At 71.0% G+C, this 17,522-nt stretch carries 13 protein-coding genes and 1 pseudogene; 11 read left to right on the top strand and 3 right to left on the bottom strand.

Going from position 1 to position 17,522, the window contains the following annotated elements:
- Window positions 1-5: 5 nt before the first annotated feature.
- Complete coding sequence (locus ASF22_RS21675) at window positions 6-863, top strand: DUF4239 domain-containing protein (protein WP_082483938.1); 858 nt, start codon at window positions 6-8, stop codon at window positions 861-863.
- 283 nt (window positions 864-1,146) lie between these two features.
- Complete coding sequence (locus tag ASF22_RS21680; protein ID WP_244474379.1) at window positions 1,147-2,640, top strand: DUF4105 domain-containing protein; 1,494 nt, start codon at window positions 1,147-1,149, stop codon at window positions 2,638-2,640.
- A gap of 75 nt (window positions 2,641-2,715) precedes the next feature.
- Here the strand turns inward: ASF22_RS21680 and ASF22_RS21685 are convergent, their stop codons facing one another.
- Complete coding sequence (locus tag ASF22_RS21685; RefSeq protein WP_056268182.1) at window positions 2,716-3,960, bottom strand: CaiB/BaiF CoA-transferase family protein; 1,245 nt, start codon at window positions 3,958-3,960, stop codon at window positions 2,716-2,718.
- Between the two features lie 156 nt (window positions 3,961-4,116).
- Window positions 4,117-5,118 (bottom strand): catalase family peroxidase, encoded by a 1,002-nt coding sequence (locus ASF22_RS21690; RefSeq protein ID WP_082483920.1) that lies wholly within the window; start codon window positions 5,116-5,118, stop codon window positions 4,117-4,119.
- 344 nt (window positions 5,119-5,462) lie between these two features.
- On the opposite strand from ASF22_RS21690, the gene ASF22_RS21695 reads away from it, so the two are divergent.
- The 8 genes from ASF22_RS21695 (at window position 5,463) to ASF22_RS21730 (ending at window position 13,735) form a co-directional block, all read left to right on the top strand.
- Complete coding sequence (locus tag ASF22_RS21695; protein ID WP_056268185.1) at window positions 5,463-5,666, top strand: hemin uptake protein HemP; 204 nt, start codon at window positions 5,463-5,465, stop codon at window positions 5,664-5,666.
- On the top strand, window positions 5,663-6,550 hold the full coding sequence (locus ASF22_RS21700; RefSeq protein ID WP_056268188.1) for an ABC transporter substrate-binding protein: 888 nt from the start codon (window positions 5,663-5,665) through the stop codon (window positions 6,548-6,550). Before ASF22_RS21695 ends, ASF22_RS21700 begins: the two co-directional genes overlap by 4 nt.
- Window positions 6,543-7,592, top strand: a complete 1,050-nt coding sequence (locus ASF22_RS21705) for an iron ABC transporter permease (RefSeq protein WP_244474380.1) — start codon at window positions 6,543-6,545, stop codon at window positions 7,590-7,592. Before ASF22_RS21700 ends, ASF22_RS21705 begins: the two co-directional genes overlap by 8 nt.
- Complete coding sequence (locus tag ASF22_RS21710; RefSeq protein ID WP_056268195.1) at window positions 7,579-8,415, top strand: heme ABC transporter ATP-binding protein; 837 nt, start codon at window positions 7,579-7,581, stop codon at window positions 8,413-8,415. The genes ASF22_RS21705 and ASF22_RS21710 overlap by 14 nt, the downstream gene beginning before the upstream one ends.
- Window positions 8,416-8,611: 196 nt before the next feature.
- On the top strand, window positions 8,612-10,765 hold the full coding sequence (locus ASF22_RS21715) for a TonB-dependent hemoglobin/transferrin/lactoferrin family receptor (RefSeq protein WP_056268199.1): 2,154 nt from the start codon (window positions 8,612-8,614) through the stop codon (window positions 10,763-10,765).
- A gap of 280 nt (window positions 10,766-11,045) precedes the next feature.
- Entirely contained in the window at window positions 11,046-12,368 is a 1,323-nt protein-coding gene (locus ASF22_RS21720; protein WP_056176892.1) for a dicarboxylate/amino acid:cation symporter, read from the top strand.
- A gap of 33 nt (window positions 12,369-12,401) precedes the next feature.
- On the top strand, window positions 12,402-13,238 hold the full coding sequence (locus tag ASF22_RS21725; protein ID WP_056268202.1) for a bifunctional allantoicase/(S)-ureidoglycine aminohydrolase: 837 nt from the start codon (window positions 12,402-12,404) through the stop codon (window positions 13,236-13,238).
- A complete protein-coding gene (locus ASF22_RS21730; protein WP_056268206.1) occupies window positions 13,235-13,735 on the top strand; it encodes an ureidoglycolate lyase in 501 nt (166 codons plus the stop codon). Before ASF22_RS21725 ends, ASF22_RS21730 begins: the two co-directional genes overlap by 4 nt.
- Window positions 13,736-13,833: 98 nt before the next feature.
- Here ASF22_RS21730 and ASF22_RS21735 read toward each other — a convergent pair whose 3' ends face one another.
- Window positions 13,834-14,403: an AraC family transcriptional regulator gene (locus ASF22_RS21735; RefSeq protein ID WP_056268209.1), complete on the bottom strand. Its 570-nt coding sequence runs from the start codon at window positions 14,401-14,403 to the stop codon at window positions 13,834-13,836.
- A gap of 17 nt (window positions 14,404-14,420) precedes the next feature.
- Between ASF22_RS21735 and ASF22_RS25125 the strand changes: the two are divergent.
- Window positions 14,421-17,354, top strand: a pseudogene (locus ASF22_RS25125) (efflux RND transporter permease subunit).
- Window positions 17,355-17,522: the final 168 nt, after the last annotated feature.

Raw genomic sequence — 17,522 nt, forward strand, 5'->3', positions numbered from 1 at the left:
CGAACATGCTCTTGGGGCTCTGGCTCGATCAGCCGATGTGGCTGATGGTGGGCCTGATCATCCTGTTCTTCGTGATCGTCTCGGGGATCATGATCGCGATCACCGCCCTGCCGTTCACCCGGCCGACGTTCCTGCGCGTCGTCGACGGGGTCGTGCCGGCCTTCTTCAGCTCGATCAGCATCCTGCTCGCCCTGCTCACCGGCTTCGTCGCCAACGACGCCTGGGAGCGCCAGAAGCAGGGCGCCCACGTGGTGGAGAAGGAGCGCGCGAACCTCATCGCGGCCTTCGACCTCAGCATCGAGACAGCCTCGAACATGGCCGGCATCCGCCAGGCGCTGCTCACCTACACCGAGCGGGTCATCGACGACGAGTGGGCGAAGATGGCGAATGGCGGCCAGAGTTCGGAATCCGCCGGCGCGGCCTTGAGCGGCCTCATGCGGATCCTCGCCGATCCCGCTCTCACGAGGGAGGCGGGAACCGTCGCCCACACGGCCCTGATGACCGTGGCCATGACCCTGCGCGACGCGCGCGGCGAGCGCCTGGCCCTGAGCGCCTCCAAGGAGGACGATTCGAAGTGGCTGACCCTGCTCTTCCTCGCCGCCCTCACCCTGGTGTCCATCGGGATGGTGCACGGCGACAAGCACCGCGCGCAGGTCCTGACGCTGTTCCTGTTCTCGGCGGCGATGGTCGTCACCCTGTGCGTGATCGCCCTGCACGAACGTCCGTTCGACGGACCCCTGGCCATCGGGCCCGGGGCGCTCGCGCGGGCCATGCAGGTGATGCTCGCGCACCAGGCCGGCCAGATCGGCGGCCTCGCCCCGGCGCCGCTCCCCGGGAGCGGCGGCCCGCCGGTGCCGCGTTGACCGTCGTGTTCCGAACCTGCGCGTCCCGAACCTGCGCGTCCCCAACCCGCGCGCGCCAGATCGGCGCGCCCACGCCGACACCGGCGGAGATGGGACAGGGTGGACAACACTCCCGCTTGCCCGGACAAGATCCCGGCAGGACATCATTCCGTCGGCGCGGGACACCGGCGGCCGCGACCCCTTCGCCGAGGGATCCGTCGCGGCGGTGTTTCTTTGCTGCGTCGCGGCGGCGTGTCCTTCGTCCGTCACGTCCGGTGGCCGGCGCGCCCGGGGGAGTGTTCGCGTGACCCACCCGTCGAATCCGAGCCGCCGGAGCGAGGCCGCGCCCGGCCCGGCCCCCCTCAGCCCGCCGCCCCTCAGCCCAAAGGAGCAGGGCCTCCTGGGCCTCGCCGCGGGGGCCCCCGCCGCCGCGGGTGTTCCGGCGGGCCGGTCCGGGGCCTGGACGCCGCGGGCCCTCCCGCTCTGGCTGCTGCTGGTCGGACGCGAGGCGGTCCACCGGCGCTGGGGGTTCGTCGCCGGCGTCGGGCTGGTGTGGACCGGGCTCGGCGGCGCCCTGGTGATCGATGCCCTCGACGGCGCCACCCACGTCCCCGATCGCTGGTTCGGCCTGCTCCTCGTGGTCGAGGCGGTGACTTCCCTCGTGCGCGGCCTCGTCGCCACCGGGGCCGCGCGCCGCCTGCGCCTGCTCAAGGCCGGCATGCTCCTCGTGGTGGCGGTGCTGACGATGCTGGCCTCGGCCTCGAGCACCTTCCTCCTCGCGATGCTGTTCGGCACCGCCTTCCTGTTCGACGGCCTGTCGCGGATCGTCCTCGCGCACGTCCTGCGCTTTCCCGGCTGGCGCTGGTCGGTGGCGTACGGGGGCCTCGGCGCGGTCCTCGGACTCCTGACCCTGCAGCCCTACCCGACCTGGTACGCCGGCACCGTCGGCTTCAGCATCGGCGCCTTCCTGGTGCTGTCCGGGATCAAGGTCACCGTCCTCGGCCTGCGCCTGCGCCGTCCGCCGGACACCCTCGGGGCCGCCGCGTCGGGGGCGGGCTCCGACACGCTCACGGTCCATGTCTGGACGCCGACCGGAACGGCGACGATCCCGGCCCGGCAACGCCTCGTCCACCGCTACGTCGTCTCGGTGAACGGGGTCGGGCACGTCTCCACCGGCCACGCCGCCCTGGAACTCGCGGGCGCGCCCGGGGAAAGCCCCCTCTATCTCAGCCACTATCCCGCCGTGGAGATCGACCGCTCGCCCGACAACCTGCGGGCGATCCTGCGCGCCGGCCCCGAGAACGACGTGCCGGGCCGCTTCCTGCCGAGCTACCGCGCGGAGGCGGACGATTGGTGCGAGGCGACCGTGACGGTCACCCTCCAGGGGGTCGACGGGGCCCGCCTGCGCGCGTTCTGGGACGGGTATCGCCGGGACGCCACCTACAATCTCGTCGGCCGGAACTGCTCGACGGGGGTCGCCAACGCCCTCGACGCCGCCGTCGAGGGCAGCTTCGCCCGCGACGGCACCCCCTGGCGCCGGCTGGCCCGGGCGGTGCTGAGCCCGGAGTTCTGGGCGGCCGCCCTCATGCGCAACGGCGCCGGCGCGATGACGTGGACCCCCGGACTCGTGCTGGACTACGCCCGCGCCCTCAGCGCCCTCATCGATCCGGTCTCGCCGGTGCCGGCCATCCGCTGGCAGGGGGTCCGGCGGCGCCTGCTGCGCAACTGGCGGGCCGAGACCGTTGCGCGCAAGCGCGGATTGGTGGCCAGGACCGAGCCGGCCACCCGCGCGGCCTGAGGCGGTGGCCGCCGCGACCCGCGACCGATCCGATCCCCCGGACGCCGCGTGGGTCCCGGCGCGGTGCCGGCACCCTCAGCCGATGGCCCCGGCCGCGCGCAGGGCCGCCACGGCCGGGGCGTCGAGGCCGAGCCAGTCGGCCAGCACCGCCCCGGTGTGTTCCCCCAGGGCCGGGGGCGGACTCGCATAGGTGACGGGCGTGCCCGAGAGGTTGAGGGGGTTCGCCACCAGCGCCACGGTGCCGGCCCGGGGATGGGGGAGATCGACGCGCAGGCCGCGGGCGATCACCTGGGGATCGGCGAACACGTCCGCCAGGGTGTTCACCGGCCCGCACGGCACGCCGACGCGCTCCAGGGCCGCCACCCATGCGGCGGTGCTCCGCTGCCGGGTCGCGGCCCCCATGAGGGGCACCAGCAGGGTGCGGTGTTCCACCCGCGCCCGGTTGGTGGAAAAGCGCGGGTCCGTGCCCCATTCGGGAAAGCCCAGCACCGCGCAGGCCCGCGCGAACTGCCCGTCGTTGCCCACCGCCAGGATCATGGCGCCGTCCTGCGTCGGGAAGTCCTGATAGGGCACGATGTTGGGATGCGCGTTGCCGAGTCGCCCCGGCGCCACCCCGGTGGTGAGGTAGTTCATCGCCTGGTTGGCGAGGCTCGCCACCTGGGTGTCGAGGAGGGCGAGGTCGATGTGCTGGCCCGTGCCCGTGCGGGCGCGGGCGGCGAGCGCCGCCAGGATGCCGATGGTGGCGTAGAGGCCCGTCACGATGTCGGTGATGGCGACGCCGGCCTTCTGCGGTCCGGCGCCCTCCGCGTCCCCCGGTGCGCCCGTGATGCTCATGAGCCCGCCCATGGCCTGGATCAGGAAATCGTAGCCGGCCCGCGCCGCATACGGGCCGGTCTGGCCGAAGCCCGTGATGGAGCAGACGACGAGGCGCGGGTTCAGGGCCCTGAGGGCGGCGTGGTCGAGGCCGTACTGCGCCAGGCCCCCGACCTTGAAGTTCTCGATGAGCACGTCGGCGTGCGACGCCAGCGCCCGGATCAGGTCCTGGCCCTCCGGCGTGGCGATGTCGACGGCCACGGATTTCTTGTTGCGGTTGGCGCAGAGGTAATAGGCGGCGACATCGGTCTCGCGGCCCTCCGCGTCGCGCAGGTAGGGCGGCCCCCAGCGGCGGGTGTCGTCGCCCTCGCCCGGCCGCTCGACCTTGACCACCTCGGCCCCGAGGTCGCCCAGGACCTGACCGGCAAAGGGACCGGCCAGGATGCGCGACAGGTCGAGGACCCGAAGCCCCGCGAGCGCCCCGCCGGGGGCCGGAATGCTGGTCATGTGCGTCGCCCCGCGAGCCGGTGTCGTCGAGGGGGCGCGCCGGCCCCCGAACGGAGGCTCGCCGGAGCCCCGAAAGCGCACCGACCGTAGCGAAGTTTCGCGCGGTCCACGACAGCGGGATGCCGTCGTGGACCGGCCGAGCCCATGCGACCCGGGTCAGTTCGCCCGGCGCGACAGGGACACGGCGTAGGCGGGCGAGCGGACCGCGAACATCGGATCGGTGGCCGGTCCGGCGACGCCCTCGGGCAGGTCGACCACGGGATCGAAGGTGGCCGCGTCGCAGGTGGCGTCGGGCTCGATCGCCGCGATGGCGACGGTGCCGAGCTTGACCGCCTTGCGGTTCTCCTCCGGCCACGCGACGGTGGGGTCGTTCACCGGATCGTTCGGCTCGCCGAGCAGTGCCACGAGGTCGAAGCTGGCCGGACCCTTCGCCAGACGCTCCTTCAACTCGTCGGCGTAGAAGCTATCGGGCTTGGCCTTCAGCTCGTCGTCCGTGAGGCCGAGCTGGCCGGCGCTCGCGACCCATTTCAGCTTCGCCACCGTGGCCGCGCCCTTGGCGTTCGTCAGGGTGTAGGCGTGCACGCCCCAGTAATCGACGCCGGCGAAGCTCGCCGGCACCGGACGCGCGTTGAGCCACGCGCCCTGGCGCGTCGTCTCGGGGTTGGCGGCGGCGAACGCCTTGATCTTCTCGGCATCCGGCTTCCCGTCCGGGCCCGGCGCCCGCACGGTGGCGAAATCGAGGAGCTGCTGCGGGGTCTTCGTCGAGAACACCGGCGCGGAGATCACGACGAAGACCATGTCGCCCGACGGGTCGGTCATCCGCATGGCGAAGCCGCGGGTGACGGGCTTGGCCTTGTCTGAGATCTTCGCGTTGCTGCCGCCCATGGAGAAGCGGGCCGTGACCGGCACGGTCTTGGTGAAGTGCGGGGCCTTCGACAGGCCGGGCGCCTCGGCGGACGGCGTGAAGCTGCCCTTCACGCAGACGCCCTTGGCGCCGCTCGCGCGCACCTTCGGCTGGTTGCCGCCCGCCGTGACCAGGGCGTTCACGATCGCGCCCGGATCGGCGTCCTGGGCCTGCGCCGCCCCGGTGACGCCGCCGCCGGTGAGCAGGCCACCGGCCAGTACGACGACACCGAGATGGGAATACGATCGTGACATGAAATGCCTTTCCGCGACGGGATTCTGGACGCGGCCCTTCCGTTCGGGCTCGGCGCACGCGTCACCATGGAGTGATTCTAGATTGTGCGCAATTCTTCTCTGCGCGTCCGGACCGTGATTTCGTCGGACCTGGCAGGGGCGCGCCGGATCCCCTCGCTCGGGCCGCGCCGCTCGAGGCGTCCCGGTGGGACCGCAGGGCATTCCCGACGCCGATCTGCCGCCATACTGTTCGAAAAAGTCTTCGTTGCTTGTCGTCATGGGCGCGGAAAGGTTTTATGGTGGCGTGACTATGAAAGCTCTTTAGATCGATTGAAAAATAGGTTCGAACTTGGAATGATGACAGTATGTCCGACGTGAGCGACGCCGGCCGTGGCGACCCCGGCGCTTCGGGCCGGACGGGGGTGCAGCCCGGACAGCCGTCCCTGCCGGAGGGCGGCATCCCGTCGGCGGCCCTCCTGCAGGGCCGGCGCGAGATCGTCATTCTCCACGCCGGCTCCCTCTACCGCCTGCGGGTGACCGCCAACGACAAGCTGATCCTCACCAAATGACCGGGCCGCACCTCATCCCCCCGTCCCGCCGCGCGGTGCTCGCGGGCGCCTTCGGCTGCGCCCTGGCGGGCCGGCCCGCCATGGCTGCGACGCCGGCCACCCGCATCGCTTCCCTCGGCGGCGCCGTGACGGAGATCCTGTGGCGCCTCGGTGCCGGGCCGCGCATCGCCATCGTCGACACCACCAGCGTCTACCCGGCCGAGGTCCTGCGCGAACGGCCGAATGCCGGCTATCTCCGCGCCCTCTCGGCGGAAGGCCTGCTTTCCGTCGGACCCGATCTCGTGCTCGCCGCCGAGGGTGCCGGGCCGCCGGCGGTGCTGGCCCTGCTGCGGGAGGCCGGCGTGCCTGTGGAGACGATCCACGAGCCGTCGACCGCCGAGGGCGTCCTCGACAAGATCGCCACGGTCGGCCGCCTCGCCGGGCTCGAGGCGCCGGCCGAGACCTTGAGCCGGGCGGTCGCCGCCCGCTTCGCGACCCTCGCCGGGCAGCGCGCCCGGGTGACCCGGCCGGCCCGGGCCCTCGTGGTGCTGTCGCAGACCGGCGGGCGCGTCATGGTCGGCGGGCGCGGCAGCACGGCGGGCGGCATCCTGGCCCTCGCCGGCCTCGTCAATGCCGCCGAGGGCATCGAGGGCTTCAAGCCCATCACCGACGAGGCCATCGTCGGGGCCGCCCCGGACGCCGTGATCATGATGGTGACCGGAGGGCGCACGCCGACGCCCGAGGGGGTGTTCGCGAGCGGCACGGCGCTGGCCCAGACGCCGGCCGCCGCCCGCCGCGCCCTCGTGACCATGGACGGCCTCGCGCTGCTCGGCTTCGGCCCGAGGACTCCGGAGGCTGCCGCAGACCTCATGCGGGCGATCTATCCCGACCTGCCGCGTGACTGAGTCCGCCGTGCCGAATCGGCCCGGTGCTCTCGTGTTCGCCGGCCTCGGCGTTCTCGTGCTCGTGGCGATCCTGCTCTCGCTGGGGCTCGGGGCGGTGCGGATGGCGCCGGCCCGGGTTCTCGAGATCCTGACGTCCGGCGCGGCGGAGGCGGGGCGGGATGGCCTGGTGGTGCTCAACATCCGCCTGCCCCGCACCCTGCTGGGCCTGATGGTCGGCGCCGGCCTCGCCGTCTCGGGCGCCCTGATGCAGGGCCTGTTCCGCAATCCCCTGGCCGATCCGGCCCTCGTCGGCGTCTCGGCGGGCTCGGGCCTCGCCGCCGCCGCCGTCATCGTTCTCGGCGACCGCCTCCTCGCCGAGGCGGGGCTGCCGGGGCCGCTGCCCTACGCGGCCCTGCCCGTCGCGGCCTTCCTCGGGGGCCTCGGCGCCACCCTCGGGCTCTACCGGATCGCCACGCGGGCGGGCCGCACCTCGGTGGCCACCCTGCTGCTCGCCGGCATCGCGCTGGGCGCCCTCAGCGGGGCGCTGACGGGCCTCCTCGTCTACGCCAGCGACGACCGGCAATTGCGCGACCTCACCTTCTGGTCCCTGGGCAGCCTCGGCGGGGCGACCTGGACCAAGGTCTGGGCCACGGCGCCCGCCGTGCTGCCGGTCCTCGTCCTTGTGCCGTTCCTGGGGCGCGGCCTCAACGCCTTGGTGCTGGGCGAGGCGGAGGCGTTCCACCTCGGCGTGCCGGTCGAGCGCCTGAAGCACCTCGCCATCCTCCTCGTCGCCGTGGCGGTGGGGGCCGGGGTCGCGGCGAGCGGGGTGATCGGCTTCGTCGGCCTCGTGGTGCCGCACGCCCTGCGCCTCGTTGTCGGCCCGGACCACCGGCGCCTGCTGCCGGCCAGCGCACTCCTGGGGGGCGCCTTCCTCGTCCTGGCGGATGTGGCCGCCCGCCTCGTCGTCGCCCCGGCCGAACTGCCCATCGGCATCGTCACCGCCTTCGTCGGCGCGCCGGTCTTCCTGTGGCTGCTGCTGGGGCGGCGACATGGCGTTGCCTGACGTCGCCTCCAGGGATGAGCCTGCGCTTCTGGCCGCCCGCGACCTCGCCTACGTCACGGGCGGTCGCCGCCTCATCGACGGTGTCTCCCTCGACGCCACGCCCGGGACCCTCCAGGTGATCGTCGGCCCGAACGGGGCCGGCATGTCCACCTTCCTGAAGCTCCTGAGCGGGGAGCTCAAACCCACCCACGGCACCGTCGCGTATGCGGGCGAGGCCGTGGCGGCGATTCCGCCCTGGCGGCTCGCTGGCTTACGCGCCGTGCTGCCGCAGGCCGCGCACCTCGCCTTTCCCTTCACCGCCGCGGAGGTGGCCCGGATCGGCCTCGACGGCATCGGCCGGGGTCTCGGGCCGCGCGACCGCGCCGCGATCCTGGCCGAGGCCCTGGCGCGCGCCGACGCCACGCATCTCGGGCCCCGCGCCTACCCGACCCTCTCGGGTGGCGAGCAGGCCAGGGTGCAGTTCGCCCGGGTGCTGTGCCAGCTCGCCGCCGGGCGCACCCTCGCGCCCGCGCAGGTGCTGCTCCTCGACGAACCGACGGCCAGCCTGGATCTGCGCCACCAGGGCGCGCTCCTCGACGCCGCCCGCGACCTCGCCCGGCGGGGCACCGCCGTGATCGCGATCCTGCACGACCTGAACCTCGCCGCCGCCTATGCCGACGCGATGCTGGTGCTGGAGGACGGCCGCCGCGTCGCCCACGGGCCCCCGGCCGCGGTGATGCGGGACGACCTCATCGCGCGGGTGTTCGGCGTGTCCTGGCCCGTCGGCCGGGTGCCGGAGGGCGACCAGCCCTTCCTGTTGCCGCGCCGGACTGTTGCGGGCTAGCAACGTCCTCGCGTCTCGTCTTGCCAAGTCTGGAACTGCTTCAGGTCAGCGCGACGCTAGATTGGATTTCCGACAATCTGGACCTCCGCCGAGGCCGTTGACCCCGCACCCTCGCGCGCGGCACCTGCGGATCAGCCAGCCAGCCCCATCGCCAGCCAGCCACTCGTCTCGACTGTGCTCTCTGGCGGATGCGTCCATGTCCCGATCGTCCCACCGCGCCTGGCTGGCGCTCGGCTGCTCCCTCCTCACCCTGTCGGTCGCGCAGGCCCAGACGCAGCCCCGGACCGCGTCGCCGGTGCGCCCGGCCGCGCCCGACGCCGATGTCAGCCTCGACACCATCTCGGTGACCTCGACCAAGACCCCGGGCAGCGCCGTCGACGCGCTCTCGGGCACGAGCGTGGTCACCCGCGAGCAAATCGAGCGCCTCCAGCCGAGCCGCCTCTCGGACGTGCTGCGCGACGTGCCGGGCGTGACCACCCAGGAAAACCAGAACGATCCGGCGCAAGCCATCAACATCCGCGGCCTTCAGGATTTCGGACGCGTCAACGTCCTCGTCGACGGGGCGCGCCAGGACTTCCAGACCTCGGGCCACAGCGCCAACGGGGTGTTCTACCTCGACCCCGAACTCGTCGGTGGCGTCGACATCACCCGCGGCCCCACGGCCACCATCTACGGCTCGGGCGCCATCGGCGGTGTGGCGGCCTTCCGCACCCGCTCCATCGACGACATCCTGGCCCCCGACGAGGTGGCGGGCGCCGTGCAGAAGCAGGGCTTCGGCACCAACGGCCAGCGCTTGCTCAACTCCACGGCGCTCGGCGCCCGCATCGGCACGGCGGCGGACGTGTTCGGGCAGTTCGTGTTCCGCAACAACGGCCCCTACCGCGACGGCCTCGGGACCCTGGTGCGCGACACCGGCAACGAGCTCACCTCGGGCCTCGCCAAGATCAACGTCAGGCCCGCCGACGGGCACGAACTCAGTGGCACGGCCCTCGTGCAGCGCTTCGACTTCGCCAATGCAGGCACCAGCAACGCGGGCGCGGGCTTCGCCAACGCGGTGCAGGCCGACACCTACACCCTGGGCTACCGGTTCAGTCGGCCGGACGTGCCGCTCGTGGATTTCAGCATCAAGGGCTATTCCACCACCACGCACAACGACCTGACGTTCCTGCAGGACACGGCGAGCGGCCTCTACGGCCGCCTCGGCACCCGGGCGGGCGACCGGCTCACCTACGACATCGGGACCACGGGCTTCGACAGCCACAACACCGCCCGCTTCGACACGGGGGCGCTGGGCCACGCGCTCACCGTCGGCGGCGATGTCGTCCGCAACGATGTCCGCACCACCGACAATGCCGGCGGCTTCGGCGGCGCCTTCACGCCGTCCGGGCAGCGCTCGCTGGCCGGCGCCTTCGTGCAGGACGAGATCCGCTACGCCGGCTGGCTCCGTGTCATCGGGGCGCTGCGCTACGACACCTACGATCTCTCGGGTGGGGCCTTCCGGTCGAGCGGCGACCGGCTCTCGCCGAAGATCACCGTGGGCGTGTCGCCCTTCGCCGGCATCGAACTCTACGGCACCTACGCCGAGGGCTACCGCGCGCCCTCCATCACCGAGACCCTGGTGCAGGGCATCCACCCGTTCCCGGCCTTCACGATCCTGCCGAACCCGACCCTGCGCCCCGAGGTGGCCCGCACCGTGGAGGGCGGCATCAATCTCAAGGTCAACGAGGTTCTCGTTCCCGGGGACGTGTTCCGCGCCAAGCTCAACGTCTTCCAGAACGAGATCGACGACTTCATCAACATCCAGGCCGTGGGGCCGACCTTCTTCGTGCCGGCGATCCCCGGCATCCCGGCCTCGATCTGCGCCCGCATTCCCGGGCGCTTCCCGTGCGTGATCCCGGTCCAGTCGTTCCAGTACCTCAACATCGCCCGGGCCGAGCTGTCGGGCGTCGAGCTGGAGGGGGCCTACGATTGGGGCGGCGGCTTCGTCTCGCTGGCCGCCACCCACACGCAAGGCCGCGACCGGGCCACGCGCCAGAGCCTGATCACCGTGCCGCCGGACCGGATCAGCACCACCCTGGGTCTGCGCTTCCTCGACGACCGCCTTACGGTCGGAACCCGCCTCAACCTCGTCGACGCCCGCACCGACGTGCCGCCCGGCGCCACCATCCTGGCGACCAAGGCCTACGCGTTGGTGGACCTCTTCGCCTCCTACCGCGTCAACGACCGGATCAAGGCGGACTTCATCCTCCAGAACGCTTTCGACAAGCGCTACACCCAGTATCTCAACGCCCTGCCGAACCCGGGCCTCGTCGCCAAGGCGGCGATCAGCATCAAGTTCGCCACGCGTTGAGGAGCCGTGGAGCGGGGGACATCGCCAAGGCAGGGCGCGATCCGATGCCGCTCCGACATCGGGCCCGCCTGTTCATACGAATTTCGTATCGATCGAGACCCAGGAAATATTTGACGTCTCAATATGCCTGACGGATCGTGCGAGCCGGTCCCACGAGCTCGGCTCGTCGCACCGCGCAGGAAGCGTGGCGCGGCATTTGCTGATCCCGACGGGACTGCCGACGCACCAGGGCCGGGCGTTCGGGCAGGATCGTGGCCTTCATAACCAGTGGGAGGTTCGCATGAGACGCTTCTTCGCGTCCCTGTTCGGGCAAGTCGTGGCCGCCCTCGTGCTGGGCGTCGTGCTCGGCATGGTCTGGCCGACCTTCGCGGTGCAGCTGAAGCCGCTCGGCGACGCCTTCATCAAGCTCATCAAGATGGCGATCGCGCCCCTGGTCTTCGGCGTCGTGGTGCACGGCATCGTGGGCGCCGGGGATCTGCGCAAGGTCGGCCGGGTCGGGCTCAAGTCCCTGATCTACTTCGAGGCCGTCACCACCCTGGCCCTCGTGCTCGGCATCGTGCTGGCCTACGCGTTCGAGCCCGGGCGCGGCATGAACGTCGATCCGGCCAGCCTCGATGCCAAGGCCCTGGCCGGCTACACCGACCGGGTCGGCCAGGTCACTGGCACCGTCGACTTCCTGATGAAGATCATCCCCACCACGGTGTTCGACGCCTTCGCCAAGGGCGACATCCTGCAGGTGCTGATCATCGCCATCCTGTTCGGCTCCGGCCTCGCGCTCCTGGGCGACCAGGGCAAGCCGCTGGCCGACAGCATCGAGCGCATCACCAACGTGCTGTTCAAGGTGATCGGCTTCATCGTGCGCCTCGCGCCGCTGGGCGTGCTGGGCGCCGTCGCCTTCACGGTGGGCAAGTACGGCGTCGGCTCCCTGAAGCAGCTCGGGATGCTGGTGGCTTTGTTCTACGCGGGCGTCGCGTTCTTCGTGTTCGTGGTGCTCGGCGCCATCCTGAAGGCGGCGGGCTTCAGCATCCTCAAGCTCCTCGCCTACCTGCGCGAGGAGCTCATGGTGGTGGCCGGCACCGCCTCCTCCGACAGCGTGCTGCCGCAGGTGATGCGCAAGCTCGAACGCCTCGGCATCAAGGATTCCACCGTGGGTCTCGTGATCCCGACGGGCTACTCGTTCAACCTCGACGCCTTCTCGCTCTACCTGACCCTGGCCACGGTGTTCATCGCCCAGGCGACCAACACCGACCTGTCCTTCGGCCATTTGCTCCTCATCCTCGGCATCGCGCTGCTGACGTCGAAGGGCGCCCACGGGATTCCGGGCTCGGCCATCGTGGTGCTGGCCGCGACCCTCTCGGCGGTGCCCGACATCCCGGTGATCGGCCTCGTCTTGGTGCTCTCCATCGACTGGTTCGTCGGCATCGCCCGGGCGCTCGGCAACCTCATCGGCAACTGCGTGGCCACCGTGGTCATCGCCGCCTGGGAGGGCGATATCGACCGGGCGCAGGCCCACCGGGTGCTGGACGGCGATGTCGCCGTCGACACGAAGACGGCCCTCGATGCCCCCATCGCGGCCCCCCGGGCGGCCCCTCGGGCCGCCTGACGCCATACGCCCGCGACACATCGGAGACACGCCATGAGCGCATCCGCCTACAACCCGCCCTGCGGCGGCCTTCCGCCCCAGACCGCGCTGATGACCGGGCGGGCGGTGTTCACCGAGGCCTACGCCGTGATTCCCCGGGGGGTGATGAGCGACATCGTGACCTCCGTGCTGCCGTTCTGGGAGGGCGCGCGGGCCTGGATGCTGTCGCGCCCGCTCTCGGGCTTCTCCGAGACCTTCGCGCAATACCTCATGGAGGTGGCGCCGGGCGGCGGCAGCGACCGGCCCGAGCCCGACGCGCAGGCCGAGGGTGTCCTGTTCGTGGTGGAGGGGCGCCCGAGCCTCGTCCTGGAGGGGCAGAACCACGGCCTGCGGCCCGGCTCCTACGTCTACCTCGCGCCCGGCGCCGCCTGGTCCCTGCGCAACGGGGAGGCCACCGCCGCGCGCTTCCACTGGATCCGCAAGGCCTACGAGCGGGTGCCGGGCCTCGACGCCCCCGACTCCTTCGTCACCCACGAGAGCCGGGAGGATCCCGTCGCCATGCCGGGCACGGACGGGGCCTGGGCAACCACCCGGTTCGTCGCCGGGGACGACATGCGCCACGACATGCACGTCAACATCGTCGCCATGCGCCCCGGCGCCTCGATCCCGTTCGAGGAGACCCACGTCATGGAGCACGGCCTGTTCGTGCTGGAGGGCAAGGCGGTCTACCGGCTCAACCGCGACTGGGTCGAGGTCGAGGCCGGCGACTTCATGTGGCTGCGCGCCTTCTGTCCGCAGGCCTGCTACGCGGGCGGCCCCGGGCCGTTCCGCTACCTGCTCTACAAGGACGTGAACCGCCATGCCGGCCTGACGCTCCGGGGCGCCCGGTGAGCGAACGCCACGTCGTCGCCGAGGCCCTCACGGCCGAGGCCTTCGCGCCCTTCGGCTCGGTCATCGACCGAAGCCAGGCGGCGGCGCGGCCCATGAACGCCGGCAAGGCGCGCCGCTTCCACGACCTGGCGGAGATTCCCGTCGCGGGGGAGGGCGCCCGCGTCGTCGTCGGCCTCGTCGAGGCCGAGCCCTACCCGATGCCCCTCGCCGTGAGCCTCGTCGAGCGCCATCCCCTGGGGGGGCAGGCCTTCGTGCCCCTGAACGCCAGCCCGTTCCTCGTGGTGGTCTGCCCGGACGAGGACGGCCGCCCGGGCCGGCCCCGGGCCTTCGTCACGGCGCCGGGCCAGGGCGTGAGCTACGCCCCCGGCACCTGGCACGGGGTGCTCACCCCGTTCGGCGCCCCCCAGGATTTCGTGGTGATCGACCGCGGCGGTCCGGGCGTGAACCTCGAAGAGCACGGGTTCGACGCGCCGTGGACGATCCACCTGCCCGGGTGAGCTCGAAGCCCGGCGGCGTCCGCACACGCCGTCGCCCCCGCCCGCCAGGATGACGTTGACGAAGACGTGGTCCATCGGCGGTCCTGTCGAGGGCCGTATCATTGGCGATCTCGACCGCGGTACGAGCCCGAGGGGTTGTAGCCCGTGAGGCGTCGCATCTGGCCGGCGAGCCGGCTCGGACTCCTGATCCCGACCCGGAGGGCGGCTTGCGCGATCGTCACGGGCTCGTTCTGCAGAATCGCGATCGCGCGGCGAATGCGTCGCTCGCTGATGAAGGCGGAGGGCGTCAGCCCGGTCGCCGCGCGAAAAGCCCGGTGGAGATGCCCGGTCGATACGGCCGCGACATCCGCAAGATCCTGGACGCGGATGCCGTCGGTCATGTGCGCCTCGACGTACTCCTCGATCCGTCTGAGCTGCCAGGCCGAGAGGGGGATCGAGCGTGTCTCGGCGGCCGTGCCGTAGCGTTTGCCGATGTAACGGCCCATCGCGTGCGCCATGTCCTCGCAATAGACCGGCTCCAGCGCGTCCGCCGAATATTGACGAAAGAATTCGGCGGCCAGACCGTGAAGGAACGGATCCTCGCCGTTCGTGAAAGGACGGATGCCGAGATTCTTCCCCGAGGTCGGGGTCCAGCCGATCGAGGCCCACAAGGCCGCGACCCCCTTCATCCGCAAGCGTCGCTCGCATGCAGTCGCAGTCGACGCAGGACGGCAGCTTCAGCCTCACCGTGACGTTCCGCGTCGGCGCCGATCTCGATAAGGCGCAGGTCCTGGTGCAGAACCGGGTGGCCCTCGCCCAGCCACGCCTCCCGGAGGTCGTCCGCCGCATCGGCGTGACCGTGGCGAAGAACGCCCCCGACTTCCTGCTCGTCGTGCAACTCGTTTCGCCCGATCGGAGCCGGGATCGGCTCTATCTGTCGAACTATGCGCTTCAACGCGTCGTGCCGGTGCTGAGCCGGCTGCCCACCGTCGGCAGCGTTCAGCCGGTGGGCGCGCGCGAATACGCCATGCGGATATGGCTCGATCCGAACAAGGTCTCGGAGATGGGCATGTCCGCAATGGAGGTCGTGGACGCGCTCCGCGCGCAGAACGTCCAGGTCGCCGGCGGCGTGCTCGCGCAGCCTCCCGCGCCCTCCGGCCGGGCGTTCCAGCCCTCGATCACCGTGCAGGGCCGGTTCCGGAAGGTGGAGGAATTCGAGAATCTCATCATCCGCAACACCGACGGCGGCCGCGTCGTCCGGCTGAGGGATGTCGGCCGCGCCGAACTCGGCGCACGGAACTACGGCACCAACGCCTACATCAACGACTCGGCCGCCGTCGCCCTGCTCGTCTTCCAGCGCCCGGGCACGAACGCGCTCCAGGGCTCCGAAACGATCCAGGCCACGGTGGCGGCGCTGGAGCGCGATCGGCCCTCGGGCGTCGAATTCCGGATGACCTACAATCCGACCGAGTTCTTCGTACGCACGTCGATCAAGGCGCTCGAAGTGACGATCTACGAAGCCATCGCCCTCGTCGTCCTCGTGGTCATCGTCTTCCTGCAGAACGTGCGCGCCACCGTCATTCCGCTGCTCGCGATCCCGGTGTCGCTCGTCGGCACGTTCGCCGCCATGGCGATGCTCGGCTACACCATCAACACGCTGACCCTGTTCGCCCTGGTTCTGGCCGTCGGCATCGTCGTCGACGACGCCATCGTCGTGGTCGAGAACGTCGAGCGCTAGATCGTCGAAGGCCTGTCGCCGAAGGACGCCGCCCGAAAGACCATGGACGAGGTCGGGGGAGCCCTCATCTCCATCGCGCTCGTGCTGACCTCGGTCTTCGTGCCGACGATGTTCATCGTCGGCATCTCGGGCGAATTCTTCCGGCAGTTCGCCGTCGTGATCTCGGTCGCGACGCTGATCTCGGCGTTCAACTCGCTCTCGCTCAGTCCGGCCCTGGCCGGCCTCCTTCTCAAGCCGCATCACCCCCACACCGGCGGCAAGGCCACTGTCTTCGCGAGACTGCTCCGGCCCGGCATCGACGGTTTCAATCGCTTCTTCGACGCCCTGTCGCGGGGTTACGCGCGGCTCATCCGAGGGGTGATCCGTCTGCGGATCGGCATGCAGGTCGTGTACGCGGGCCTCGTCGCCGCGGCCGCATGGGTGTTCGTCGTGGTCCCGCGCGGCTTCGTCCCCGCCGCCGACCAGGGCTTCGTGATCACGCTCGTGCAATTGCCGGTCGGATCGTCGCTGGAACGGACCGACGCCGTCACACGGGAGGTCGGATCGCGGGTGCGCGCCATTCCGGGCGTGGAATATGCCCACATGTTCCCCGGCCGCAGCGTGGTGACGGGCACCCAGAGCAGCAGCGCCGGCGTGGTGTTCGTCCAGTTCGAGGCGTTCGAGAAGCGCACCGGTCCGGCTAAGTCCGCGGCGTCGATCCGTGCCGAAGTGAACAGACGCGTCGCCGACATCACCGGCGCGCAGATCACCGTCGTCGCCCCACCGACCATCCGGGGGATCGGAGCCTCGGGCGGCTTCTCGCTCCGAGTTCAGGACCTGAACAACAACGGCCCCGTCGCGCTGGCGCGCGCGACCGACGACCTGCTGGCGGCGCTGAAGGCGGATCCCCGCATCCTACTCGCGTTCACGCCGTTCTCGACCAACGCGCCGCAATTCTTCGTCGACGTCGATCGCACCAAGGCCGAAATGCTGAACATGCCGGTTCAGAACGTTCATTCGACCCTCGAGGCCTATCTCGGCAGCGCCTACGTCAACGACTTCAATCTGTCCGGGCGGACGTATCAGGTGATCGCCCAGGCCGAGGGACTGGGCCGCCTCGACGTCGAACAGATCGGCCGTCTCAAGGCCAGAAGCGACACCGGCGCCATGGTGCCGCTCGACTCGGTCGCGTCGTTCAGCACGCAGAGTGCGCCGGATCGCGTGCCGCGGTACAATCTGTTCCTGACCGCCGAGATCATCGGCTCGGCCGTCCCGGCGGTCAGTTCCGATGCGGCGCTCACCCTCGTCGACGAGATCGCCGCCCGAACGTTGCCGGAAGGGTTCGCGATCGAGTGGACGGAGCTGTCCTATCAGCAACGCCTCGCCGGCGACGGCATCGTCACCTTCCTGTTGAGCGTCGTCTTCGTCTACCTCGTCCTCGCGTCGCAGTACGAAAGCTGGACGTTGCCGTTCGCCGTCGTCCTCATCGTGCCGATGTGCTTGCTGTCGGCCATCAGCGGCGTCCTGTGGATGGGACAGGACAACAACATCCTGACCCAGAACATCCTGACCCAGGTCGTCCTCGTCGTCCTCGTGGGTCTCGCCGCCAAGAACGCCATCCTCATCGTCGAGTTCGCCCGCGACCTGGAGAACCAGGGGCGATCGATCGTCGACGCCGTCGTCGAAGCCGGCCGCCTGAGATTGCGACCGATCCTGATGACGTCCCTCGCCTTCATCCTCGGCGTCGTCCCCCTGATGATCGCCAAGGGCGCCGGAGCTGAACTGCGCCACGCCATCGGAACGACCGTGTTCTTCGGCATGGTCTGCGTCACCGTCTTCGGACTGATCTTCACCCCGATCTTCTACGTGTGCCTTCGCGACCTGGCGAAATCGAAACTGACGGCTCGCATCTTCGGCCCCTGAGACGACCTCCGTCGCGATCGATCGAGGCCGGTGCCCGTCCCCTCCGGGGTGGGGGGCTCTGCCCGGCGATCGGCGCGCGCAGGACCGCCCATGTGGATCGCGCCTCGTACGGCGTGCCCGCCCTCGCGGACGGGCGGCCATGGAATCCGTCACCGAGCATGGGGTCCG

The organism is Methylobacterium sp. Leaf87, from assembly GCF_001422775.1.
Classification (GTDB): Bacteria; Pseudomonadota; Alphaproteobacteria; order Rhizobiales; family Beijerinckiaceae; genus Methylobacterium.